At 66.8% G+C, this 25,269-nt stretch carries 21 protein-coding genes and 1 pseudogene; 9 read left to right on the forward strand and 13 right to left on the reverse strand.

The features are described from left to right. Positions 1-762: DUF72 domain-containing protein (locus R1101_RS0101040; RefSeq protein WP_016931634.1), on the reverse strand; the 762-nt coding region annotated here is incomplete at its 3' end. 98 nt (positions 763-860) lie between these two features. On the opposite strand from R1101_RS0101040, the gene R1101_RS0101045 reads away from it, so the two are divergent. Beyond that, entirely contained in the window at positions 861-1,442 is a 582-nt protein-coding gene (locus tag R1101_RS0101045; RefSeq protein WP_016931635.1) for an HdeD family acid-resistance protein, read from the forward strand. A gap of 24 nt (positions 1,443-1,466) precedes the next feature. On the opposite strand, the gene R1101_RS0101050 is transcribed toward R1101_RS0101045, so the two are convergent. Then, a complete protein-coding gene (locus tag R1101_RS0101050; RefSeq protein ID WP_026002753.1) occupies positions 1,467-1,874 on the reverse strand; it encodes a PPOX class F420-dependent oxidoreductase in 408 nt (135 codons plus the stop codon). 130 nt (positions 1,875-2,004) lie between these two features. On the opposite strand from R1101_RS0101050, the gene R1101_RS0101055 reads away from it, so the two are divergent. Then, positions 2,005-2,334 carry a GYD domain-containing protein gene (locus R1101_RS0101055; protein ID WP_026002754.1) on the forward strand — a complete coding sequence of 110 codons (330 nt, stop codon included), beginning with the start codon at positions 2,005-2,007 and terminating at the stop codon, positions 2,332-2,334. 50 nt (positions 2,335-2,384) lie between these two features. Here R1101_RS0101055 and R1101_RS0101060 read toward each other — a convergent pair whose 3' ends face one another. The 5 genes from R1101_RS0101060 to R1101_RS0101080 form a co-directional block, all read right to left on the reverse strand. Continuing rightward, positions 2,385-4,082: an AMP-binding protein gene (locus R1101_RS0101060; RefSeq protein WP_016931638.1), complete on the reverse strand. Its 1,698-nt coding sequence runs from the start codon at positions 4,080-4,082 to the stop codon at positions 2,385-2,387. Next, a complete protein-coding gene (locus R1101_RS0101065; protein ID WP_016931639.1) occupies positions 4,079-4,954 on the reverse strand; it encodes an alpha/beta fold hydrolase in 876 nt (291 codons plus the stop codon). The genes R1101_RS0101060 and R1101_RS0101065 overlap by 4 nt, the downstream gene beginning before the upstream one ends. Next, positions 4,951-5,691 (reverse strand): hypothetical protein, encoded by a 741-nt coding sequence (locus R1101_RS0101070; protein WP_016931640.1) that lies wholly within the window; start codon positions 5,689-5,691, stop codon positions 4,951-4,953. The genes R1101_RS0101065 and R1101_RS0101070 overlap by 4 nt, the downstream gene beginning before the upstream one ends. Then, positions 5,688-6,884, reverse strand: a complete 1,197-nt coding sequence (locus tag R1101_RS0101075) for an acyl-CoA dehydrogenase family protein (RefSeq protein WP_016931641.1) — start codon at positions 6,882-6,884, stop codon at positions 5,688-5,690. The genes R1101_RS0101070 and R1101_RS0101075 overlap by 4 nt, the downstream gene beginning before the upstream one ends. Before the next feature lie 87 nt (positions 6,885-6,971). Beyond that, positions 6,972-7,571, reverse strand: a complete 600-nt coding sequence (locus R1101_RS0101080; protein WP_016931642.1) for a TetR/AcrR family transcriptional regulator — start codon at positions 7,569-7,571, stop codon at positions 6,972-6,974. Between the two features lie 123 nt (positions 7,572-7,694). Between R1101_RS0101080 and R1101_RS0101085 the strand changes: the two genes are divergently transcribed. The 3 genes from R1101_RS0101085 to R1101_RS0101095 are packed head-to-tail and all read left to right on the forward strand — an operon-like array spanning position 7,695 to position 10,176. After that, positions 7,695-8,192, forward strand: coding sequence for a nuclear transport factor 2 family protein (locus R1101_RS0101085; protein ID WP_016931643.1), 498 nt, complete (start codon positions 7,695-7,697; stop codon positions 8,190-8,192). Further along, positions 8,189-8,563: a DUF485 domain-containing protein gene (locus R1101_RS0101090; RefSeq protein WP_016931644.1), complete on the forward strand. Its 375-nt coding sequence runs from the start codon at positions 8,189-8,191 to the stop codon at positions 8,561-8,563. Before R1101_RS0101085 ends, R1101_RS0101090 begins: the two co-directional genes overlap by 4 nt. Further along, positions 8,560-10,176, forward strand: a complete 1,617-nt coding sequence (locus R1101_RS0101095; RefSeq protein ID WP_016931645.1) for a solute symporter family protein — start codon at positions 8,560-8,562, stop codon at positions 10,174-10,176. The genes R1101_RS0101090 and R1101_RS0101095 overlap by 4 nt, the downstream gene beginning before the upstream one ends. A gap of 4 nt (positions 10,177-10,180) precedes the next feature. Here R1101_RS0101095 and R1101_RS0101100 read toward each other — a convergent pair whose 3' ends face one another. From R1101_RS0101100 to R1101_RS0101110, 3 genes are all read right to left on the reverse strand, one after another. Beyond that, positions 10,181-11,524 (reverse strand): phosphotransferase, encoded by a 1,344-nt coding sequence (locus tag R1101_RS0101100; RefSeq protein ID WP_016931646.1) that lies wholly within the window; start codon positions 11,522-11,524, stop codon positions 10,181-10,183. Between the two features lie 88 nt (positions 11,525-11,612). Then, positions 11,613-11,795: a hypothetical protein gene (locus R1101_RS0101105; protein ID WP_016931647.1), complete on the reverse strand. Its 183-nt coding sequence runs from the start codon at positions 11,793-11,795 to the stop codon at positions 11,613-11,615. 177 nt (positions 11,796-11,972) lie between these two features. Further along, positions 11,973-12,452, reverse strand: a complete 480-nt coding sequence (locus R1101_RS0101110) for a TspO/MBR family protein (protein WP_016931648.1) — start codon at positions 12,450-12,452, stop codon at positions 11,973-11,975. A 97-nt stretch (positions 12,453-12,549) separates the two neighbouring features. Here R1101_RS0101110 and R1101_RS0101115 point away from each other — a divergent pair, with 97 nt between their 5' ends. Then, positions 12,550-13,548: an MBL fold metallo-hydrolase gene (locus R1101_RS0101115; RefSeq protein WP_016931649.1), complete on the forward strand. Its 999-nt coding sequence runs from the start codon at positions 12,550-12,552 to the stop codon at positions 13,546-13,548. 7 nt (positions 13,549-13,555) lie between these two features. Here R1101_RS0101115 and R1101_RS0101120 read toward each other — a convergent pair whose 3' ends face one another. Next, the gene (locus R1101_RS0101120; protein WP_016931650.1) at positions 13,556-15,931 is read right to left on the reverse strand and encodes an FdhF/YdeP family oxidoreductase; all 2,376 of its coding nucleotides are present in this window, start codon (positions 15,929-15,931) and stop codon (positions 13,556-13,558) included. A gap of 121 nt (positions 15,932-16,052) precedes the next feature. Here R1101_RS0101120 and R1101_RS0101125 point away from each other — a divergent pair, with 121 nt between their 5' ends. From R1101_RS0101125 to R1101_RS25630, 3 genes and pseudogenes are all read left to right on the forward strand, one after another. Continuing rightward, complete coding sequence (locus R1101_RS0101125; RefSeq protein ID WP_198420216.1) at positions 16,053-17,624, forward strand: FMN-binding glutamate synthase family protein; 1,572 nt, start codon at positions 16,053-16,055, stop codon at positions 17,622-17,624. Positions 17,625-18,298: 674 nt separating this feature from the next. Next, a complete protein-coding gene (locus R1101_RS25625; protein WP_016931653.1) occupies positions 18,299-19,921 on the forward strand; it encodes an AMP-binding protein in 1,623 nt (540 codons plus the stop codon). A 1,130-nt stretch (positions 19,922-21,051) separates the two neighbouring features. Further along, positions 21,052-22,051, forward strand: a pseudogene (locus tag R1101_RS25630) (AMP-binding protein); the annotation flags it as partial. A 143-nt stretch (positions 22,052-22,194) separates the two neighbouring features. Here the strand turns inward: R1101_RS25630 and R1101_RS0101150 are convergent. Next, positions 22,195-23,553, reverse strand: coding sequence for an alpha-hydroxy acid oxidase (locus R1101_RS0101150; RefSeq protein WP_232284640.1), 1,359 nt, complete (start codon positions 23,551-23,553; stop codon positions 22,195-22,197). Next, a complete protein-coding gene (locus R1101_RS0101155) occupies positions 23,553-25,262 on the reverse strand; it encodes a dihydroxy-acid dehydratase (RefSeq protein ID WP_026002756.1) in 1,710 nt (569 codons plus the stop codon). Before R1101_RS0101155 ends, R1101_RS0101150 begins: the two co-directional genes overlap by 1 nt. Positions 25,263-25,269: the final 7 nt, after the last annotated feature.

Genomic DNA, 25,269 nt, shown 5'->3' on the forward strand with positions numbered 1-25,269 from the left:
GTCGTTGTCGAAGTAGACGTAGACGTCCCTGCCGTCGCCCAGCCACCCGCGGATCCGCTCGGCCCACACGTCGAGAACCTCGGCGGTGTACCCGCTCGCGTACAACTCCTTGTCGCCGTGCATCCGCACATAGACGAAATCGCTCGTGACGTCGGTGAGGAACGGGAACTTTCCGGCCGTGTCGGCGACGACGAGCCCGATGTCGTGCGTACGCAGCAACTCCACGGCCTCCGGGCTCGCGAGGTCGGGGTGCCGCACCTCGACGGCATGACGCAGCGGACGCTCGGCGTCCACCTCCACCCACACCCGGTCGTCGGCAAGCTTGTCGGTGTGGCGACGGGCGAGTTCGGCCGCGGCCGTCGTGGTCCGCGGCAACCGGGCGAAGAACTCCGCGAGCCTGTCCTCCTCGAAACCGAGGGTCGGCGGGAGCTGCCACAGCACCGGTCCGAGTTTCGGGCCGAGCGCGAGCACACCGGAGGCGAAGAAGTTCGCGAGTGCGTCGTCGACACCCGAGAGCCGTTTCATGTGGGTGACGAACCGCCCGCCCTTGACGGCGAAGACGAAGTCGTCCGGTGCGGCGTCCCGCCACGCGAGATAACTGCTCGGGCGCTGCAGCGAGTAGAAGGAGCCGTTGATCTCGATCGATCCGAACCGGTGGGCGGCGTATTCGAGTTCGCGGCGCTGGACGAGCCCTTCCGGGTAGAAGTCTCCGCGCCAGCCCGGATAGCGCCATCCCGATATCCCGATCCTCACCCCGGCCACGTTCCCGAGCGTAACCTCGGGTTCGATTCGGCACGCGCAGCACCACAACCGCGCTTATCCTCTGGGCTACAAGATCACATCACACGCCAGGAGCCGTCATGTCCACGAGCTCGGTTTCTTCCAACGATCCGTTCCGATCACTGCTGAAGCAGATCTGGTGGGTGGTGCTGCTGCGCGGCATCCTCGCCGTTCTCTTCGGTGTCGTCGCACTCGTCTGGCCCGGCATCACCGTCTGGGCTCTGGTGGTCGTCTTCGCGGCCTACGCCATCATCGACGGCATCGTGCTGGTCGTCCAGTCGATCCGCGACAAGCCCGAGGGCTGGGGCTGGTGGCTCGCCATGGGCGTCGTCTCCGTCCTCGCCGGTCTCGTCGCGCTGTTCTGGCCCGGCATCACCGCACTCGCACTGCTGTACATCATCGCGTTCTACGCCATCCTGTTCGGCATCACCGGCATCGTCGGCGGGATCCGCTTCCGGAAGGTCCCCGGCTCCGGATGGGTGTGGTCGGTACTCGCGGGCGTCCTCGCGGTTCTGTTCGGCATCGTGCTCCTGATCTTCCCCGGCGAGGGCATCCTGAGTCTGATCGTTCTGCTCGGCATCTACGCGATCCTGTTCGGCGTGCTGCTCATCATCCTGGCGTTCCAGGTGCGCAGCGTCGCGAAGAAGGCCGGCGTCCTCTGACCACCGGCCTTCCGCCGTCCCGCCTCAGGCATCGCGCAGACGACCCCATGCGTGCCAGCGATCGATCTCGATCCACGCGTTCACGCGCTTGCCGTCCCGCGCGTGGTACGGCTCGCCCGTGTAGTGACGAGCGATCCGGTCGATGTCCTCCAGGGACGGATCGTCGGCGAGTTCGACGACCCGTCCCTGGATGCTCACATGCGTGACCCAGTCCTGCGGATCCATCGCCGACACACTGACCCGGGGATCGTTCCGCAGGTATTCGAGGCGCTTGCGCCCGGAGTCCATGTTGACGAGGATGCGGCCGTTCTCGAAGACGTACCAGGTCGGAACGGAGACGGGCTGCCCGTCCGGGCGCAGGGAACTGATCGTGGCGTAGTTGGGCTGCGTGAGGAATTCTGCGACGGCCTCGGGCATCGGTCGTTTCGGCACGGCACTCCCTTTCGATGCGGCGGATGCGATCTTCCGTATCGAGACTATGCCTCGATTACCGGCGAAACCGTCCGCGACGACGCGAGGTGGACCGACCATGGAGGTCGACATCCCCGAGAAGGAGACGATCATGCCGCGATATCTCTGGCAGGTGAACTACACCGCGGACGGCGCCCGCGGTCTGCTCACGGACGGTGGCACGTCCCGGCGCGACGCCATCGTCCGGATGGTCGAAAGCGTGGGTGGGACGGTCGATTCGGTGCACTTCGCACTCGGCGGCCACGACCTGTACGTGCTCGGCGAAGTGCCCGACGAGATCGCGGCCGCGACACTCGAACTCCGCACCATCGCATCCGGTGCGGCGCGGTCCACGCCGATCGCCCTGCTCACGCCCGAACAGGTCGACGAGGCCGCGCGGCGCGAGGCGAGCTACCGGACGCCGGGGAGCTCGGACAGCTGATCGCTCGCCTCCGTCGGCCCGGATCCACCCCGTACCGGCACGGGGGTCGTTCAGACGCTTCGGAAGTCGCGCTCGCTACCGGCCCACTCCCGGGCCCATTCGCGCAGCTCGACGGCACGGATCTTGGAACCGTTACCGCCGACCGTCGTGGGCATCCGCTCGATGATGTGGATCGCCGTGGGCACCTTGAACGCTGCGAGGGTCTCGCGGCACCACGCCTTCAATGCGTCGGCGGTGGTGCCGGCCGGAGCATCGGGTGTCGGCACGACGAAGCCGACCGCCTCCGTGTAGCCGCCCTCACCGGTCAGACCGACGACCTTGGCGGTACCCACGCCCGGGTGTTCGGCCAGCCGCACCTCGATTTCGGCGGGGTCGACGAGGAAGCCACGCAGGCGCAGCACGTCGCCCATCCGGCAGACGTAGCGATAACCTCCGTCACCGAGATCGACCGCGAGGTCGCCGCTGCGGAACCATCCGTCCGCGGTGAACGCGCGCGCCGCAGCGTCGGGGTTGCCGAGATAAGCGTCGACGACGTTCGGACCGCGGAACTGCAACTCGCCTTGTTCTCCGGCCGGCAGGACCCGGTCGTCGTACGGATCGGCGACCCGCAGTTCGATCGCGGTGTCGACCGCGCGACCGCCACCGTTCCACCGCACCGACTCCGGGTCGTCGGCGTTCCACAGCATCGCGAGAGCGAACACTTCCGACGAACCGAACACACCGGAGGTGTGGGTGCCGAACTCGTCGCGCAGCCACCGGGCGATCTCGTGGGAGCGGCCGAGGAAGTCGGCGATGCCCACCCAGCGCAGCGACGACAGGTCGATGCGTTCACCCTCGTGCCAGGCGTCGTAGAGGCGGCCGAACAGGTCGTCGGCGCCCACCGCATGGGTGACCTTCACCTCCCGCATGCGGCGCAGCACGGCCGCCGGGTCGAAGACGGTCTCCATGAGCAGTGCTCCACCACCGGCGAGGGCAGCCATCGCGGTGCTGAAACCGAATACCCCCGAGACGGGAAGCACGCACAGCGCGACATCACCGTCGGTGACCTTCATGACCGCGGCGTCGGCGCGACCGTGGCGGACGATCGCGCTGTCGCGGTGCGCGGCCAGCTTGGGCACGCCGGTGGAACCCGACGTCGTGAACGCCACTGCGATCCGGTCCTCGGGATCGTCGTCGACGCCCGCCGGGGTGAGCGTCGCGGTGTCGGGCGTCTCGGGCGCCCTCGCACCACGGGTGTCGCCGCTACCCGCGATCCAGGCCCCTCCACCGAGGTCGAAATCGGCCGGGGACGCCGACGCGTTCGCCGGTCCGGGCACCACAGCGACCACCGGGGTGGCCACCTCGGACACGGACTCCGCGGCCTCCGTGAGCCGGCCGAACAGGTCGAGTCCGTGGAAGGCGGCCGGCACCGCGACGACGGCAGGTCGCGCCGCAGTGAGGATATGGGCGACCTCGCGGGTGTTGTAACGGGTGTTCACGCCGATGACGTGCGCACCGAGCACAGAGGCCGCGAACTGCCACACGAGTGCATCGGACCAGTTCGGCAGCATCACGGCGACGCATCGACCGGCGCTCAGGCCGATCTGCTCGAGTTCGCCTCGCACGGCTGCGACGCGGTCGCGGAACTCTCCGCGACTGCGGGCCACCGCCGCGTCGTCGACGATGTCGTAGACGATCGGTGCGTCCGGATTCGCGGCGACGAGCCCGTCGAGCAGGGCAGGCAGGGTGTCGAGTCGGGTGGTGGTCACAGCGCTGCCTCCTCGGGGATGCCGGCCCGGCACAGCTCACCGATCCAGGTGTCGGCGAGTGCGGCGAAGTCGTCGATCTCCTCCATCGGATAGTGCCCGATGCCGGCCAGTGCCGTGAAGCGGGCCCGTCCGGGAAGAGCGTCGTTGATCGCGTCCGCGGCCTGCGCCACAGCATCGGGGTCGATCCACGGGTCGTCGGCACCGGCGACGAGGTGGATCGGTGCGGCCACCTGGTCGAGCCGGTCGCGCACATCGTGGGTTCCCCACCCGATGAGATCCGACGACGAGATCTCCGGATCTTCCCGCTTGTGCATGAGCGCGATCGTGTGCGCCTTCGATTCCGGGACCGAGCGGCCCACGGATGCAAGAGTTCCCAGATAGGTGCGTTCGGAACGCGACGGACCGGCGACGTCCTCGAGTTCGCGGCGCAATCCGGCGACGTTGACACGCCCCGGGCCGGCCTCGGCTTCCATGGCCACGGCACCGGACAGCGGGCGGTCCGGGCGGGTCGCGAGCTCGAGGGTGAGCTTGCCGCCGATCGAGCAGCCCATGACGAACGGCCGGTCGATGCCGAGCGCGTCGAGCATCGCGCACAGCCAGTCGCCGTAGGCGACGAGACTCGTGACGGGACCACCGGGGGCGGGTTCGGAGCGGCCGTGCCCGGGCAGATCGGGTACCACGACGCGGTAACCGCGCTCGGCGAGCGCGCGAGCGACATGACGCCACTGCACCCCGCTCTGGCCGGCGGTGTGGAGGCACAGGACCGTGGGCAGTTCCGTCGCGTCGACCCCGTTGCCGGAATACGCGTCGGGCGTGACGATCTCGACGAAGCCGAGCGCTCCGCCGATCTCCAGGTAGCGGGCCTCGATCATGAGCGGGCCTTCCGGGCGAGGGCACGGGCGTGCCCGATGATCGTGTTGAGCGGCTTGGTCAGGCGCAGGTACTCGTATCCGTCTCCGGTGGACGAGAACTCACCACGGATGGCGCGGCGCATGAAGTCGTTCTCCTCGGACAGGACGAGGCCGGTCCAGGCGTGGTCGGGTGCGACGAAGGTGAACGTCGCGCCGTGCGGGGTGCGCCGGGTGACGTCGACGATGCGGCCCTTGTAGATGCGCAGGTGCAGTTCGGTATCGCCGCTACGCAACCCGACGGTGCCGTCCCAGGTGGACAGCGCCGAGGTGAATTCCCGATCCTCGGAGAGACTCTCGGCCAGCAAACCGCCCCAGGCGGGGGTGCAGAAGTCCAACTCGGGAACCGTCGGCAGTTCGTCGCCGAAGGACCAGGTCTCGGTTCCGGATTCGCGCACCGTACCGGTGGCGTCCACGAGCCGGACGAAGCGGCGTACCGTCCGGCCGGACACGCGGGTGAGCACGGCGTCCGCCGAGACGACGTCCGATGCGGAGACCGGATCATGTGCGTGCCAGTTGAATCCGGACGGAACGCCACCCGGCACGGGTGGGACGAGCGACGCGACGGTGAGGGCACCGAGGACGGGCGAGCCGGCGGGCGCGACGGAACCGGCGGCGGTCAGGACGTCGGCCACGGCACGAGGTTCGGAGGCGACCCGGTCGCCCACGGTGAGCGGTCGGGCGGTGGTGTGTGCGTTCATGCCGATTCGGGCCTTCCCAGGAGTTCGTCGGAGATGATCCGCATCTGGATCTCGCTGGTGCCCTCGAAGATCTTCGTCAGACGCGCGTCGCGCCAGTGGCGCTCGACCTGGAAGTCGGTGGTGTAACCGGCACCGCCGTGGATCTGCACGGCTTCGCTGGTGACCTGCTCGGCCATCTCGGTGGCGACGAGTTTGCACATCGACGCCTCGAGCGAACACCGGCGGCCGGTGTCGATGTCGGTGGCCACCGAGTACATCAGCTGGCGCGCGGCCTCGATGTCGGCGGCCATCTTCGCGATCTTGAACCGCAGGTGCTGGAAGTCGCCGATGGGACGGCCGAACTGCCGCCGCGTGTGCACGTACTCGATGGAATCCTCGAGCGCGGCGCGGGCGAGACCGATGGCGCGGGCGGCGGTGTGGGCACGGCCCACTTCGAGGCCGGAGACGGCGAGATAGAAGCCCTTGCCCTCCTCGCCGAGCATCGTGTCGGCCGGGAGGCGGAAGTTGTCGAACGACAGCTCCCAGGTGCTCCAGCCGAAGTAGCCGATCTTGCGGACCTTCGTGCCCGAGATGCCCTCGGGGAACACGCCGCGTTCCTTCTCGACGAGGAAGGCGCTGATCCCGCGGTGCGGCTTGGCCGGATCCTTGTTCGGATCGGTGCGGGCGAAGAGCACGAGATAGTCGGCCTCGTCGGCATAGGTGCACCACATCTTGGTGCCGTTGACGACCCAGTCGTCGCCGTCGCGCACGGCGCGGCACGAGATGTTGGCGACGTCGGATCCGGCCTCCGCCTCCGACAGCGCGTACGCACCGAGATACTCACCGCGCGCAACCTTGGGCAGCAGCGCCGCCTCCTGTTCGGGCGTGAAGCCGCCGCCCATGCCGTTGCCGCGGGCGAGCAGACCCGAGACGCTCATCCAGGCCCGCGAGAGTTCCTCGGCGACGAGGCAGTACTCGAACACGCCGAGGCCGAGACCGCCGTGTTCCTCGGGGATCATGATCCCGAAGAAGCCGATCTCGGCCATCTCCTTCTTGAGGGAGTCGGGGATCGTGCCCTGGACGGGGTCGAGCTCGTTGGCGACGGGCAGCACCTTCGTCATCGCGAAGTCGCGGGCGAGGTCGCGGACCGCGAGTCGTTCCTCGGTGAGATAGCGCGGCGAATCGGTACGCGGCTGCGAGGGGCGGTGGGTCATGGGGGGTGCACTCCTTCGATGGACCGGAGTAGGTCATTAACGCTTGTTCACCCCAGTACAGCACGGCACCCAGAGCCCGTCAACGGCTCAGCGCGAATATCCGACCAGATTGAGTGCGTATCCGGCGAAGTCGTCGGCGACCTCCTGGGCCGTGAGCGGACCGTCCTCCCGGAACCACAGGGGGATGCCGGCGCACATCGTCAGCACCGCGGTGACGCCCTGATGCACCCGCTCGAGGGAGAAGATCCCCTGGGACACACCGTCTTCTGCGATATCGACGAACAACTGTTCCTGCGCGTCGCGGGAACCGACCACGCGCGTGCGGTCGAGTCGGCCGAGATAGCGCAGCTCGGAGTTCGCCACCAGGCACGCGCGCGGATTCCGCGCGGTGTACAGCGCATGGGCGGCCACGGCCGCGCGCCACCGCTCGGCGGGATCGTCGCCGACCTTCCGCAGAGCGTTGCGGGTCGCCGTGAACTGCTCGTCGCTCGCGCGACGCAGAATCTCCACGAGCAGCTCCGACTTGTTCTCGAAATGGTTGTAGACGTTGGCAGCGCTGCAACCTGCGGAGTTGGCGATGTTGCGCATCGTCGCGCCGTGAAAGCCACACTCGTAGAACTCGTCGAGTGCGGTCTCGAGAATCCGTTCGCGAATGGACGAGGACGTACCGTTCGACCGGCTGTTCATCCCTGCACAGTAAGCACGAGGGGCGCCGACCAGCAACAACCTTCTCGTTGACGCGGATCTTCGCACTTGTTATGGTCCAGCTCACATGAACGGTCGTTAATAGCGGACTTCGGAGGATCTTCTGTGTCCAACCCCCAGCTCGAACCCTCCCTTCTCGAACGCATCACCCGTCTCGAAGACCTCGAGGCGATCCGCCGGCTCGACGCGCAGTACTGCCGCCACCTCGACGACGGCAACTGGGATGCCCTGATGGATCTGTTCACCGACGACGGCGAATTCGACGGCCTGTCCCATCCCCGGGGCAAGGCGGAGATGCGCTCCTTCTTCGCAGGACTCGCCGACGGCGGCCTGACCTCCTTCTGGCACTTCATCACGAACCTCGAGATCGACCTCGACGGTGACCGCGCCACGGTGCGTTCGTTCCTGTGGCAGCCGTGCGTCACCGACGGCGCCCCGGCCATCGCAGCCGGGCGCTACAACGATCGGCTCGTCAAGATCGGCGGTCGCTGGCTCTACGAGGTCAAGCAGGTGCGTTTCCACTTCTTCGGCCCGCTCGAGGCCGGCTGGGACGAGAACCTCTTCGCGCTCGACAGCGCCCGCGGTGCGGCGGTGCGGGCATGACCGACACCGTCGCCGGCGACAACGCGACATCCCCGAAGGACGAGCTCGTCTGGACGAGGATGCTCCACCTTCCCGAAGTCGCGGAACTGCGTCGCCGCCGCAGTCGGGTCACGAACACCCTCGGCGGTATCACCGTCGTGCTGTTCGCGACCTTCCTGATCGCGTTCATCGGGTTCCCCGATCGACTGGGAACCAATTTCGTCTTCGGCATCCCGCTGTCGCTGTGGGTCGTGTTCTCACAGTTCGCAGGCACCTGGATGCTGGTCTGGGCGTACTTCCGCCTCTCCCGCACCTATATCGGACCCGCCGTCGACGACGCCGTCGCGGCCGTCGAGCAGAACCGTCCCGCATCCGAGGAGATCGAATCATGAGCGGCGACGCCGACTATCTCGCCATCGCGATCTGCAGCGCCGTCATCTCGCTGACCCTGTGGGTGACCTTCGCTGCGTCCCGACGAGCAAAGAGCGCCGACGGCTTCTTCGCCGCCGGTCGCTCGATCTCGAGCTGGCAGAACGGATTCGCCATCGCCGGCGAGTTCATCTCCGCCGGCAGCTTCCTCGGCACCACCGGCCTGATCTTCTCGAAGGGCGTCGACGGAACGGTCATCCTGTTCACATCCGTCATCTCGTTCCTGCCGGTCCTGTTCCTCCTCGCGGAGAAGATGCGCAATCTCGGCAAGTACACCCTCGCCGACGTCCTCGTCTTCCGGACCGACTCCCGCAATGTGCGGGTCGCGGTCGCGCTGAGCACCATCGCCACCGGCACCTTCGTGCTGCTCGCCCAGCTCGTCGCCGCGGGCGTGCTCCTCGAATCCGTCTCCGGCATCCCGTTCTGGCTGTCGGTGGTCGTCGCCGGATCGCTCATGGGCGTCTACGTCTTCGTCGGCGGCATGCTTGCCACCACCTGGGTGCAGGTCATCAAGTCGACGATCCTGTCGGTGCTCGCGATCATCGTGTGCTTCGGCATTCTGGCGCAGTTCGGCTTCGCCTTCCCGAAGGTCCTCGATGCAGCCACAGACAACGCCGTGGCAGGTGACGCGATCCTGTCACCCGGTCTGATCTTCGGGCAGACGAGCGCGATCAACCTCGTCTCCTACGCTCTCGCATTCGCCCTGGGCACCGCAGGCATGGCACACATCCTCATCCGGTTCTTCACCGTTCCCGAGGCCACCACGGCACGTCGTTCGCTAGGTTGGACCGTCGCACTGTGCAGCCTGTTCTACCTGGTCGTCATCGTGATGGGCTTCGGCGCCGCGGCACTGCTCGGCCCGGACGGAACGGACCTCGTCGGCCCGGGCGGGAATCTCGCCGCACCGGTCCTCGTCACCGAACTCGGTGGTGGCGTGGGCACCGTCGGTGGATCGGTGGCCCTGGCGCTGGTCGCGGCCGTGGCATTCGCGTCCATCGTCGCGGTCGTCGCCGGTGTCGTGATCTCCGCGGCGGGCACCTTCGCCCGCGACGTGTGGCCCGCCCTCACCCGGAAGGAACCGATCGAGCACCTCGATGCGGACGACCAGGCCCGAGAGGACGACGCTCAGGCCCGCATCGCCCGCTACGGAGCGGTGACCTTCAGCGTCATCGCGATCGGCCTGGCCATGCTCATCGGTGACGACACCAACATCACCTTCTTCATGGGCATGGCGTTCATGGTGGCCGGCAGCGCGCACCTGCCCGCCCTCGTGCTGAGCCTGAACTGGCGGCGGTTCAATGCCACCGGCGCGGTGTGGGGTGTGCTCACCGGCCTCGTCTCGACGATCATGAGCCTCATGTTCACCGAAGCACTGTGGATGGGCAGCGGTCCCGCTCCCCTGACCATCCAGCTTCCGGTGATCGTCACCATGCCGCTCGGCATCGCCGCCTGCGTGATCGGTTCGATCGTCGGCGAGAAGCGTCGGGGACGTGGCCGCCTCGAGGACGAGAAGTTCGCCGAGATGCTCGTACGCGCGGAGACCGGCATCGGCGCGGAGGCCGCCGGCACGCACTGATCCGTCATCGATATTTCGGGTTCGCAACCTTCAGCCGGTTCGCGGCGAACCCCCTGATCACCTCGGCGACCTGCGGGTCGTCGAGGTGATCTCGTCCTGCCCGCACTCCCAGGGCGAGTTCGGTCTCCGAGCGGTAGCCGAGACCGGCGAGCCGCACCCGGTAGGTCTCCCGCACCGCCGGCGCGATGGCGGCCTCCCGCGCGGCGATGCCGAGTACGTGCGCCGCGACCCTGCTGCGGTACCGGGTCTTCGCGTCGGCACCCGACCCGACTTCCAGCACGAACTCCCGGACGGCGTCGAGCAACTCCTCCACAAGCGGCGTCCCGAGGAGATCCGCAACGGGAGCGGTTTCCGCGTCGTCGTAGGGAGGAACGCCGAGCAGATCCAGCAGATCGTGTTCGCACTCGGCGACGCGGCGACCGATGGCCAGAAGTTCGAGGGTGTTGTCGCCTCCCGACGACGCCGCGGCGGCCTGCATCCGGCAGACCACCGCCCATCGCAGCGATCCGTAGACCTCCCACCACCGAACGACGTCGAGATCGGGGTTCTGTCCCGATTCGTCGGCGTAACCGCGGAACAGGTCGTCGCGGGACCCGAACCCGCCGACAGGGTGGGGTGACCCGAAACGCCACGTCCTGGTGCACAGCCACCCGAGGTCCTCCATCGGATCACCGACGTGCGCCAGTTCCCAGTCGAGCACCCCGTGCACCCCGTCCGGGTCGACGAGCAGATTGCCGTTGCGGAAGTCGCCGTGGACGAATGTCTTTCCGGTTGCCGCTGGGCGATTGCCGGTCAGCCAGGCGAACGCCGCCTCGAGTGCCGGCACGGGCGCTCCGGTGGCGACGTACTCGTCGAGCAGGAAGGTCAGCGGGTCGTACTCGGGGAGGTTCGGTACGGCCCCGATGTCCATGCGGTGGATCTTCGCCAGGATGCGCCCGAGTTCGTAGGGCAGCGTGGCCCGGACGTCGGCCAGATTCTCGTCGCGCAACAATTTCTGCGGGAGCGCCTCACCGGGCACCCGTGACATCACGAGATAGGCGCCGATTCCGGGGCGCGGCTCGTCGCCACTGCGGTCGATGATGTCGGGCACGGGCACCCCGACGCGCGCCGCTTCGTCGAACGACGCCGCTTCCATCGCGATCCGGTGGGTGTCCTCGCGACCCGGCGGATCGCGGCGCAGGATCAACTCCCGGACGGTGCCGGTGTCCGACGCCGCGGTGAACGCCCACGTCTCCCGGCTCGCACCCCCGGTGAGCCGCTCGATGCGCCGCAGCGTCCACGTACCGCCGAGAACCGACGAAAGACGCTTCGCCAGTTCGTCTTTCAATTCACCGCTGACGCCGCCCACCGGGACCTCCCCTGTTCGGTTTCCTGCGGTGGATACTCCCACGGTGATCCGCGGTGTGCGAGTACTTCGGCCGTGGCTTCGTGGGGTGTCAGGCCGCGAACCCCACCGCGCCGATCACCGGGATGATCGTCATGAAGACGAGGGCGATCACGAACAGCGTGATCGTGATCTTCTTGTCCCAGCGTGATCGCGTCCCCGTCGCGGCGAGCATGAAGAAGACGAACCCCACGCAGATGGATCCGATACCGATGACCACGGGTGTTTCCAGCATGCCTCCATCATCACCCATACCGTTTCCAGGTTTCCGGCGGTCTCCTGCAGGTGGTCGGCCGCGACGGGCAGAGATGTGCCGTGGAAGGTCGTCTACTCTCCCCCGCCCGGCACATGACCCACGCCGACGTCGCCGCGTATGTCACGAACGCGATCTACCACCCGCGACCCACACGGATCAGCGGTTGAGCTGCGTGATCCGTCCGGTCAGCAGCGTGGCGAACGCCGTCCACGCCGAGTACGGAGCCAGCGCGGCACCCGCAGCCGGATTCGCCGCGGCCGTCCGGCGGGTCAGATCTGCGGTGCTGGCGGCGAGCAGTGCGGCCACCACAGTGGCAGGCATCAGCCGATGCCACTTGAAGAACACCCACGACCACGACGCGTTGAGGACGAGATTCGTGGCGAGCGCAGCGATGTAATTGCGGCGGCCCGTGTCATCGTCGGCCTCGGTGTACTCGTCGATCGCGGCGGCCGAGGTCACTGCGATATCGGCATACAGCGCGGTCCACACGATCGGAAACGCTACGGCCGGGGGCTGGAAACCCGGCTTGCGCAGCTTGCGGTACCACCGGGAGTTCGTGTCCTGGGAGGCGATCGATCCGACGAGCGCGGTGGTCGTCGTAGCAGCGGCGGTCGCGAGCACGGTGCTGAGTCTCATGTCGTATCGGCTCCTGTCGAGGACGGTTGCCCGTGGGCTACCCGAGCCGAACATCCGGGAAACGGACGTCGGTAGGGTGGCGGGCGGGAAGGACGATATGAGCGGGTTACAGCAGGTCGGGGACGGTGTCTGGGCGTTCGTGCGAACACCGGGCGGTTGGGGCGAGGCCAACACGGGACTGATCGTCTCCCCGGGATCGGCATCGCTGGTCGTCGATACGGTGTGGGATGTCGAGTGGGCGAGACGTATCGCCGAGGTGCAGACACCGCTCGTCGCCGATGCTCCGATCTCCGATGTCGTGAACACGCACAGCGACGGCGACCACTGGTGGGGCAACGACACGCTGCCATCCGATACACGGATCATCACCAGCGCCGCCGCACTGGACGCCATGCGCGAAGATCTTCCACCGCGCGCCCTCACGGTGCTTGCGGGCACGGGCTCGCTGATCCGGCGGCTGCCGGGACCGATCGGCGCGGCAGGTGCCTACATGGCGCGCGTCCGCGGCGACGCCCGTTTTCCCCGTCGCACACCCCGGATGCCCGACACCACTTTCACGACCTCGCTGTCTCTGGAGATCGGTGGTCGCGTGGTCGAACTCGAGCAGCTCGGGCCGTGCCACACGGCCGGCGATCTCGTCGCCCGTGTCCCCGACGCCGGCGTGGTCTTCACCGGCGACCTGCTGTTCATCGGTTCGACGCCGATCCTGTGGCACGGCCCGCTCGACAACTGGTTGTCGGCGCTCGACCGTCTGCTCGCCTGGGATGCCGACGTGTACGTACCCGGACACGGGCCGACCTGCGGCGCGGCGGAGATCCGAGCACTGCGCGACTACTGGCTGTGGCTGCGCGACGCCGCCCTCGATCATCACCGAGCCGGACTCGGCCCGCTCGAGACAGCGCGGATGCTCGTGCGCACGACGGACTTCGATGCGTGGCGCCACTGGGAGTCGCCGGAGCGCATCGCACTGAGCCTGAGCACCCTGTTCGACCAGTGGAACGGCAACCCACCGGCACCGCCCACCGTGAGGCGACGCGCTGCGGCCTTCGTGACGGCCGAGACCCTGCTGCGCGAAGGCGCATTCAAGGCGTCCTGATCGACGGTCAGGACAGGTGCTTCGGCTCCGGGGTCGTCTTGTGCGACCAGTCCGACCCGACGGGCGCGGTTCCGAGCACATCCGGGCACTCGTCGTCGCGACTTCCGGCGGGCGTCAGGGAGATCACGATCGACTTGTAGGTGGGGCAGTTGCTCTTCAGCGCAGTCGAATCGAGCGGGACGAGAGGGTTGGTCTCCGGATAGTAGGCGGCCGCGCTTCCCCGCGGCAGGTCGTACTCGACGATCCGGAACCTCGTGGCGCACCGTTCGCGGTCGTCGCCGTCCCATCGTGTGAACAGGTCGACGAAGTCTCCGTCGTCGAAACCCAGTGCGGCGATGTCGTCCCGGTGCATGAACACGACGCGACGGCCGCCCTCGATCCCGCGGTAGCGGTCGCTGAGGCCGTAGATGGTGGTGTTGAACTGGTCGTGACTGCGCATCGTCTGCAGCAGCAGATGCCCCGGCGGGACCTGAACCACCTCCACCGGCGAAACGGCGAATTCCGCCTTACCCGAATCGGTCTCGAAGCTTCGGGTATCGCGGGGCGGATGCGGCAGGATGAACCCTCCCGGACGCCGGACGTTGACCTCGTACCCCTCACAACCCGGGACGACGCGGGAGATGCGCGATCGGATGTTCGCGTAGTCGTCGCGCATCGCCTTCCAGTCGATCCCGTAGCGGTCGCCGATCGTGGCCTCGGCGATGCCCGTGATGATCGCGACCTCCGAACGCACCTGTTCGCTGGGCGGTTTCAGCGGCCCCCGCGAGGCGTGGACGGCGCACGTCGTGTCCTCGACCGACACGAACTGAGGTCCCGAGGCCTGGACGTCCTTGTCGGTACGCCCGAGCGTCGGGAAGATCAATGCGGTTCTGCCGCAGACCAGATGGGAACGATTGGGCTTCGTCGAGATGTGCACCGTCATGTCGATACCGGACATCGCCTCGGCGGTGACGCCGGTGTCCGGCGCCGCCTGCACGAAGTTGCCGCCGAGGCCGAGAAAGAACCGCACCTTGCCGTCGCGCATCGCCTTGATCGAATCGACGGTGTCGTAACCGTTCTCACGAGGAGGATCGAAACCGAACTCCTTCTCGACCGCGTCGAGGAAACTCTGCGGCGCGCGTTCCCAGATCCCCATAGTGCGGTCGCCCTGAACGTTCGAATGACCACGCACCGGCATCAACCCCGCGCCGCGCTTGCCGATGTTGCCCTGCGCGAACGCGAGGTTGCAGATCTCCTTGATGGTCGCGACCGCGTTGCGGTGCTGAGTGATCCCCATGGCCCAGCAGAAGACCGTCGCCTTCGAGCGGCGCACCATCTGCGCGGCCTCGGTGATCTGCTGACGCGACAGGCCGGTCGCGGCGACCACCTCGTCCCAGTCGATGTCCCGGACGTGTTCGACCCATTCGTCGAATCCCCGGGTGTGGCTCTGCACGAAGTCGTGGTCGAGCGCGTCCCATTCGACGAGCAGCGACCCGAACGCCTGCAGCAGCGCGAGGTCGCCATTCACCTTGATCGACAGATGCAGGTCGGACAGATCCGTTCCCCGACCGAGCACGCCGCGCGGTGTCTGCGGGTTCCGGAAGTTGACCAGCCCCGCTTCGCGCAGCGGGTTGATCGTCAGGATCTTCGCGCCGTTCTGCTTGGCCTCTTCGAGTGCGGTGAGCATGCGCGGGTGGTTGGTGCCGGGGTTCTGTCCCTGCAGGATGATCAGCTCGGCGTGGTGCACATCGTCGAGCGTGACGCTGGCCTTGCCGATGCCGATCGACTCCTGCAGCGCGATGCTCGTGGACTCGTGGCACATGTTCGAGCAGTCGGGCAGGTTGTTCGTCCCGAACGCCCGCGCGAACAGCTGGTACACGAAGGCCGCTTCGTTCGATGCCCGTCCGGACGTGTAGAAGGTGGCCTGATCGGGGCTGTCCAGCGACTTCAGCTGTTCACCGATGAGGGTGAAGGCCTCGTCCCACTCGATCGGGGTGTAGTGCGTGGCGCCGGGCCGCTTGACCATCGGATGCGTGATGCGGCCCTGCTTGCCGAGCCACAGCTCGCTGTGCTCGGCCAGTTCCGCGATGCTGTACCGCGCGAAGAACCCGGGGTCGGCGCGTCGCGTGGTGCCCTCCTCAGCGACGGCCTTGGCACCGTTCTCGCAGAACTCGGCGATCTTGCGATGACCGGGGTCGGGATCGGGCCATGCGCAGCTCGGGCAGTCGAACCCTTCGGCCTGATTCAACTCGAGCAGTGTCTCGGCGGAACGCATCAGTCCCATCTGCTCGAGGGATCGCTTCACCGCCACGGCGACGCCGGTGACACCCGCTGCGGCCTTCTTCCGGTCTCCGACCTCGAGGTCGCCTTCGTCGTAGTCGGCCCGCCGGTCACGGTTCAGCATTCGATCACCTCTCCCACGCACGGTTTGCCGAGGAGTACCCCGGTCCGCTGCCTGCCGAAACGGGTCGGCGATTACGCCCGGACCCGCATCGCGCAACCCCATCCGGACGTACTCTCGGGAAATGGGACGGTCGAAAATGCTCGGAATCCCGGCCGCTGCGGCGGCCGCTGTCGGTGCCTACGATCTTGTGCAGAAGCGACATTCGCTGCTACGCAACTTCCCGATTCTCGGGCACGGCCGCTATCTGCTGGAGTCGCTGGGACCCGAACTGCGGCAGTACATCACGACGAACAACAACGAGGAACGGCCGTTCAACCGCGATCAGCGCCGGTGGATATACGCTTCGTCGAAGAACGTCACCAACACCTTCGGATTCGGCAGCGACAACGACATCGAGTACACCGACGGGTACACGATCATCAAGCACCGCACGTTCTCGGACCTGCCGCCGTCGAGTGCCCCTCACGGGGGCGAAAAGGTGTCGATCCCGTCCGCGAAGGTGCTCGGCGCTGCCCGGGGACGTGCCCGCGCCTTCCGTCCCGAGTCGTTCGTCAACATCTCGGCGATGAGCTTCGGCTCGCTGTCCGGTGCCGCCGTGGAAGCACTCAACCGGGGTGCCGGGGCGGCCGGATGCCTGCAGAACACCGGTGAAGGCGGCCTGACGACGTACCACCGCAACGGTGGAGAGTTGATCTTCCAGATCGGCACCGGCTATTTCGGTTGCCGCGACGAGGACGGACACTTCGACCTCGCACGATTGAAGCGGGTCGTCGAATCGGCACCCGTGCGTGCCCTGGAGATCAAACTCAGTCAGGGCGCCAAGCCCGGACTGGGCGGATTGCTACCCGGAGCCAAGGTCACCCCGGAGATCGCCGAGGTCCGTGGAATCCCCGTCGGCAAGGACTGCGTGAGCCCGTCGCGCCACACGGAATTCCACGACATCGACGGTCTGCTCGATTGGGTCGAACTGCTCGCAGCCGAAACGGGACTTCCCGTGGGGATCAAGTCCGCCGTGGGCGACACGACCTTCTGGGACGAACTCACACGCCAGATGAGCGAGACCGACCGCGGAGTCGACTTCGTCACCGTCGACGGCGGCGAAGGTGGAACCGGCGCTGCGCCTTTGGTGTTCGCCGACGCCGTATCGCTTCCGTTCCGCAGCGGCTTCGCGCGGGTCTACGCGACATTCGCCGAGGCCGGCCTGACCGACGACGTCACCTTCATCGGCGCCGGCAAACTCGGCCTGCCCGACAACGCGGTGGTGGCGATGGCGCTCGGATGCGACATGGTCAACGTCGCCCGCGAACCGATGTTCTCGATCGGATGCATCCAGGCGCAGAAATGCCATACCGACCGGTGCCCCACCGGAGTGGCGACGCAGAACCGTTGGCTCACCCGAGGACTCGACGTCCCGACCAAGGCCGACCGCGTCGCCGACTACATCGAAGCCCTCCGCCGCGACGTATTCAAGATCGCGCAGGCGACGGGTGTGGCGCATCCCGGCCTCATCACCGTCGACGACATCGAGATCGCCGACGGTAATCGACGCGCCGTCACCCTGCGGGAGCTGTACGGCTACCGGGACGGGTGGGGGCTGCCCTCGCAAGCCGACCGCGAAGAGATCACCCGGCTGATGACCGTGGAGGCCGTGACGACGCCGGGTGGGACCGAGAGGTCTACGGCTACGTCGTAGTCGTGCGCGCGTGCGTCGGCGGTACGGACCGAACGCCCCACCGACCGGAACCGGTCCGGCAACTGCACGACACGGCCGACGCACAGAGGTCAGCGGAACCGTGTGGGTCTGCAGCACAATCGATCTCGGTGGAGCATGCGTCATCACCCTCTACCGGTCCGGAACCATCTCGAAAAGTCACAGCCGTTCGTCGAACCTCGGCATCCGTACCTTCGGTTGTCCCAGGGAGGGTGACTACCGATTTCTTCCCAAGGAATGGTTGCCGGAACGAATCACCGGGTGACAGTGTTGAGTTGGTACAGCGTGGAGTAATACAGGGGCGGAGCAGAACTCGTTCCATGCGAACGCGATGAGGGGGCCGAGAACACATGTCGGCACCCGTCGCGATCCCCATCGACACGCAGTACCGAATCCTGTTCCGACAATGCTTCCTCGACCAGGGCACCGTCGTCGCTCGCGTCGACCTCGGCTACGGGCGCCCGATGCGACCCTCAGACTATCGCCACGAGTGAGCGGGTGGTGCTCGACGAGTACACACTCGTCGACGGCCCTGGAGCTGCCGACCCGCAGGAATTCGTCCCCTTCTCCGACAGTGGCGGTAAATCATACCGAATGGTCTATTCTGAGCGCTCGTCTGGAGGGACGCCTCCAGATGTAGCCGACCGAAGGACACAATGAACCACTTCACGGGCAACGTTCTCTTGGATGAGCTGATCGCGTCGGCGCGGGCACGCCCCCATGTCACAGCCATGATCGAGGCGAAGACGGGGAGGTCTCTGTCCTTCGAGGAGCTTCTCGCGCGGGCCGCGGCCGCAGGACGGAGCATGCTCGCCGCCGGCGCGCGCCCCGGAAGCAACATCGTCATGACAGGCGCACTCGATCTGGATTTCGTTGTCGCGTGCTTCGGAGCGTTCACCGAGAACATCACGCCTGCCCTGCTCGACCCGAACTCGTCCGAGGCCACGTTGCGCCAGTGCATCGAGGAACTCGAAGCGACGGTATGGGTAACGACGAGCGAGCTGGATGACACTCTCGGACTGGTCCACTTCGACCCGACGGGGATCGCGGCGTCCACGATCGCTGATGAAGCCGAACCGCAGTGGTCTACGACGTGCGATGTGCTCGATCCGATTCTCATGCTCTATACGAGCGGGACGACCGGTGTCCCCAAGGGTGTCCCGTGGTCTTCGCGGGAACTTTCCTCGCAGATTCGGTACTACTCGGCGGCGACCGAGGTTCGGACCGAGTTCTGCTTGTTCCCCCACCTGGCGCTGGTGGCCATTGCCATCGGACGTACTGCGGTGCTGCCCGACGTGGCCACTCTGCAGCCGCTGAGAATCCCCATCGAATCCGTGCACCGGCAGATGATGAAGCACGGCTGCGATTACGTTTTCGCCTCGCCACTGGTGTGGGACAGGCTGGTCCGCCTTCTTGCGGAGTCGGGCGAGAAGGCTCCGCCGATCAAGATCGCGGCCACGGCGGGGTCTGCACTGAGCGGACGGCTCATCGAGCGCATCTCGGCGGCGCTTCCTCACACCACCGTCCGCATCCCGTTCGCCAGCACCGAGGCGGTTATGCCCATCACGGTGATCGACGCGCCCGAGTTCGTGCACTTGTCGAAAACGAGGACGTACGCGGGTGCGGGCATACCCCTCGGCACGGTCGCGGACGAGATGTCGATCGGAATCGTCCCGATCGAATTCGACGACAGCGACTTCTCCCTCGAGCGGTCCAGCCTCCCGGCGATGGAGGTCGGAGAGATCGTCGTGACGGGCACTCGCGTGACGCGGACGTACTTCCGCCGCCCCGACATAGAGGGCCACGCGAAACTGCGCGACGTGGTGACCGAACGCGTGTGGCACCGAACCGCCGACCTCGGGTACATCGACGACAAGGGGCAGTTGTGGTTCGTCTGCCGCAAGAAGGACGTGATCCGCCTTCCGGACGGTGACAACTTTTACCCGGACGCCGTGGAACAGATGTGGAACATGGCGACGGGGGCGTCGATCAGCGCCGTGGTGTACTCGGAGCCGCGCGACGAGCTGTTCTACGTGCTCCCAGATGATTCGGTGGCCGAGGTCGACGAGTTCGTGCTGAACCTGCAGGCCGACCGCGCCGGCGTCCCTCACCCTACGGTTGTGACGCTGAGCGGATCGCTGCCTGCCGATGTTCGCCACAACAGCAAGGTCGACCGCCCCTCGGTGTTGCGAATCGTCGAGTCCTGGCAGGAAGCGAAAGAAGGGGCTGCGGATGAATACCGGACTCCATTTCGTAGAAGCGCGATTCGTCATCGGTAACCACCGATAACCGTCGTTATGTAAACTAATGCATCCTCGCCCTACCGCCTACGGCTGATGCGCGGGCCCGCCGACCCCGGCGCGGCGGTCAGATGTACCCGGTTTCGTTGATGTCGACTCGCCCCAGGCACTCCGCCCCGGTACGCCCAACTCCGGGTTCCCTGATGTCGATCCTCGGCCTCGGTGTCGGGCGCCCCGTCCGCGGCGGCGTGACGACTCGCAGCAAGCCGCCGGCCGCGCCACGCAGCGTGCCCGGTGCGTGGGTTGTCGTCCGTTCGTCAGTGACGCCTCAGCAGCGTCGGTGCAGCGACGCCGGTGAGCCATCCGATCCCTACAGTCTCGACCCACCCTGCCCGACTCGATTGATGGATAATCGGGGTTATCCATGCGATCTGAGGGCGCGTCCACTCACCGCCCTCGGACCAGAGCACCTAACCTGCGACATCACGAGCCCTACCCGGCATCAGCAAAATGTGGATGCGTGGCTCGCGATGCGTGCACGCATCGCACGCACTGCACGCACCTATGACGACGCGGATTCATGTGGTCCTGAGTCCAGCCGCTGGCTGGTGCAGCTCACGTGGTCATGTCCACGACCACTCCCGAGGGGAATAGCCGGAGGCACGGTCGCGTTGCACCGACCGGATCGGGTGCGTTTCGTGTCCCCCGGGCTCAACCCTTTGCCTTCACGGAGTTCCGTTCGGCTGGAGCCGTGCTGCGCCTTTCGCCGAGAGGCGACCGAACGCACCCGATCCTTCTTCCACTCCGTGCCACCACGCTGCGGCGGTGTGGCCCCGTGCCCGCCTGCTCGCGCAGCATCCGCCGGCACCCCGAGCTCCTACAACGCCTTGTCGATGCGGCCGTGAAGCCGTTCCGCTGTCTCGGCCCAACGCAGGAAATCCGCCCGGTTCGGATCGTCAGGTACGTCCTGCACTCGGAGGCGGAGACCTTCGAGTCAGCGCGGAGGCGTCGACTCGCATGTTTCAGCGTCGACGAGATCGAGGACGGAGCGACGTTCTATCTGCACGAGTTTCCGCCCGGCCCCGACACCTCAGGTGCGGGTGACACCATGAGTCGGTAGACGCCGAACACTGGGCCGCAGCATCCGAGCTCCCCGCCTGTCGACGGCACTTTCCGTCGGTAATCTGCTGGCAGCGGGAGAGATCGGTGCAGCCGCCGCAGGTAGTACCTCCATCGACCGCGTCGGCACCGGCCTCCCCCTGTTCCACGTGTTCGGGCAGGCGTCGGTCATGATGGCCGCGTTCACCAGCGGCGGCTCGCTGTCGCTGCTGAGCAGATTCACTCCCGACGGCATGATCGACATGATGCGCCGGGACGAACTGACCGTCATGTGCGGAGTGCCGACGATGTGGAATGCCATGCTGCACTCCGCCGGGGACGCCGACGCCGCCGACTTCGCCCATCTCCGCGTCGCGGTGTCCGGTGGTGCTTCCCTACCGGGCGAGATCGCGCGCGTTCGAAGCCCGTTTCGGCTGCACCATTCTCGAAGGTTATGGCCTGACCGAGACCACCGCACCGGGCACATTCAACGACATCGAACGCGGCGGCAAGATCGGTTATACCGGCAGCGCCGTGCCGCGACTGCAGGTCGAGGTCCGCGATCCCGAGGGCGCACCCTGCCCTGCGGGCACTGTCGGAGAGATCTACATCAAGGGCGACACCGTCATGAAGGGCTACTGGAACCGGCCCGACGCGACCGCCGCAGTATTGACCGAGGACGGTTGGTTCCGCACCGGCGACCTCGGTGAGTTCGACGACGACGGTGACCTGCGCATCGTGGACCGCCTCAAGGATCTGATCATCCGCGGCGGGTACAACGTCTACCCGGGCGAGGTCGAAGAGGTGCTCTACCAGCATCCCGACATCGTCGAGGCGGCTGTGGTCGGCGTCCCCGACGATCACTACGGCGAGGAGGTCGCCGCCGTCATCACCCGCAAGCCCGGTTCCGACCTCACCGAGTCCGACGTCACCGAGTGGTCCCGGAAGAAACTGTCCGCATACAAGATTCCGCGCATCGTCCGGTTCGTCGAGCAACTCCCCAAGGGGTCGACCGGCAAGATTCTCAAGCGGGACATCGACCGTGGCGAGCTGCGAGCCGCGAAGGCGTGAACGATTCGTACCGGACTCTCGGCGTTGACGTCGACAGCGGGAAGTCAGCGCCTCAACGCCGGGAACCCGGAGCGGTGTAGGTGTTTTCGGCGACTTCGGCGTCGGCGATCCTGTGAGATCAGGGGATCGCCGAACTACTGCGTCTACGGGGTCTGCGGGACAACCCGAAGTGGGGCCGGGTCGAAGCGAGACCATACCGCGTCTCCGAGGGGGCTCGGTGCCAAGGAGGCGTGGCGTTGGTCCAACTTCATCATTGCATCGACGCCGAGGAGCCGAAGGTGGTGGTCGAGACCGGTACGGAAAATGTCGATCGCGTGCTGAACCCCACGCTCCCCGGCCGCCATGAGGCCGTACAGGTACGGGCGGCCGACCAGGACAGCGGTGGCACCGAAGGCAACGGCGGCAGCGATATCGGCGCCCTCACGTACCCCACCGTCGAGAAACACCGAGGCGTCCGCACCGACGGCGTCAAGCACTGGCCCGAGCGCGTCGAGAGGCGCGACGGTCCGGTCGAGCTGGCGGCCTCCGTGGTTCGAGACGACAACACCGTCGGCGCCGAGGTCAACCGCCCGGCGCGCGAGCTGTGGATCGAGTAGCCCCTTGACGACGAGAGGCCCGTCCCACACCTCCCGAACCCACGAGATCTCGTCGAACCCGAAATTCGAGTCCGTGACCGCTTTCATGCGCGACCATATATCGCCTTGTCCGGCCAACGGAAAGGACGCCAGGTCGAGCGGCTCCGATGTCGCCACCCCTTTGATCCATCCGGGGTGTCGCGCCATTCGAAGCATGTTCCCGAATCGAACCTTCGCGGGGATGGTGAATCCGTTCCGGCTGTCACGACGTCGGTCCCCAGCGACAGGTGTATCCACCGTGAGCACCAGAACGCGGTACCCCGCAATTTCGGCCCGGTGCAACAAGTCGAGCGTCAGTGCACGGTCACGCAATACATACAGTTGAAACCACAAATCGGGCCGCGGGTCGATTCCGGCGACATCCTCTATGGAATATGTGGCCGGTGTGGACAACGTGTAGGGAATTCCGGCAGCACCGGCAGCCCTCGCCACTGCCAGCTCACCAGTTGAGTGCGAAAGCCGCGTAAACCCGGTAGGGCCGAGGACGAGTGGCATCGCCTGGCGCTTGCCGAAGACCTCGACCGACAGATCGACATCGATGCCGGCGGTGGCGCCGACGGGCCCAGGGTGGTTGTACACCCGATCGAACGCCTCGAGCGCCCGCGCCGAACTACGTTCGGTGCCGGCGGCCCCGTCGACGAAGTCGAAGACCGGGCGGGGAGCACGCACCCGCGCCGCGTCCCTGAGGTCCTCGATCGTCACGCACTTGTTGAGCACTCGTTCGATGGGGTCGGCAGGCGGGACGCGCAGATCCAACATGCTCCACAGGTAAGGAACATTTTTCAGGGCAGTGCGCATTTTCGTCACCATGTCGGAAGGTGTCTTCTTTCCAATCCAGTTGTCCAAGAAGATCAAGCTGCGATGCATCACTCGTCCGCAGGCGTTTCGACCGCCCAATGCAGGTTGCCGCTGTGAGTAACCGCTCCCCTGTCCGCGGAGCCCACCAGCCGCGCGTACTTCTCGGACACACCGGCCAAGGCCGTTTCGCGGACCCGCGGAGTCAGCTCGCGTCGACGACGCTCCAGTTCGTCGGCGTCGACAAGTAGGTCGATCGTGCCGGCCACCGCGTCGATACGAATGCGATCGCCGTTCTCGACTAGCGCGATCGGGCCACCGTCGGCGGCCTCCGGGCACACGTGACCGACACACAGCCCGCGGGTTCCCCCGGAGAACCGCCCGTCGGTTACCAGCGCCGTCTTCTCCCCCATCCCCTGACCGACAATTGCCGACGTCACGCTCAACATCTCCCGCATGCCCGGACCCCCCTTGGGTCCTTCGTTACGGATAACGAGGACATCTCCCTCGGAGTACTCGCGCCGCCGGACCGCGCGATATGCGTCCTGCTCGTGCTCGAAGACCCGGGCAGTGCCCTCGAACGACAGGCTGGGGGCCGCCGACACCTTGATCACCGCGCCGTCCGGGGCGAGACTTCCGGTCAGGACGACCAATCCGCCGGACGCACGGATCGGGTCGTCGGTGCTGCGCACCACGTCACCATCGGGTTCTGCCACCTCAGCGAGCGCGGCGGCGAGCGTCCGCCCGTCGAACGCCAATGCGTCACCGTGGAGGTAGCCGCCGTCCAGCAACGCCTTGAGTACCACGGGAACTCCCCCCACCTGGTGCAGGTCGTGTGGCACGTACGGGCCGCCGGGAGTAAGCGCGGCGATGTGCGGCGTGCGGTGGAAGACCTCTGCCAGATCTTTCATCCGGAAGTCGATTCCGGCTTCGTGGGCAATGGCGGGCAGGTGCAGTGCCGCGTTCGTCGTGCCGCCGGTGGCGGCCACCACCGCAGCCGCGTTCTCGAGACTGCGTCGGGTCACCACCTCGCGCGGCAACGGGCCGCCTCGTCGCAGATTCTCCATCAACTGCTCACCGGCGCGGCGCGCCACCGCCTGGCGCTCGGTGTACGCGGCGGGGATGGTGGTGGTCCCCAGCGGGGTCAGCCCCAGGACCTCCGCATAGGCACCGCCGGTGCCGGACGAGAACTGGCCGGGACAGGAGCCGACGGTCGACTGGATCTCGCGCGCCATGTTTTCCAACTCGTCGGCACTCATCAGACCCGCCTGGACCTTTCCGACGCCTTCGAGGACCGCCAAGGGGTTGGTGGGCTTGCCACCGACGAACCCGAGCAGCATCGTTCCGCCGTGCAGGAACAGACTCGGCACGTTCAGCCGCACCATCGCCATGAGCATGCCCGGGATCGTCTTGTCGCACGCCCCCACGCCGACGAGGGCATCGTACTGCTGGGCGCGCATCACGATCTCCACCGAATCCGCGATGGCTTCCCGCGACATGAGCGAGTACCGCATGCCCTCGTGATTCTGGGTGAGGACGTCGGACACCGAGATCGTGGAGAACTCCCGCGCTGTGCCGCCGCCGACCTCGATACCGAGCTTCGCGGCGTCGACCTGTGACTTCAGCGACTGCGAGCAGGGGCTAACCTCGCCCAGCGTATGAGCGACACCGACGAACGGCTGCTCGATCGCCTGGTCGTCGAGGCCGGTCGACCGCAGTTGGTAGCGGTGCAGCGCCCGCTCCACACCTTGGGTGACGATCCGAGACCTGTAATCAGACATGGCATTC

The sequence above is a fragment of the Rhodococcus sp. R1101 genome, from assembly GCF_000278445.1.
Lineage (GTDB): Bacteria > Actinomycetota > Actinomycetes > Mycobacteriales > Mycobacteriaceae > Rhodococcus > Rhodococcus gordoniae.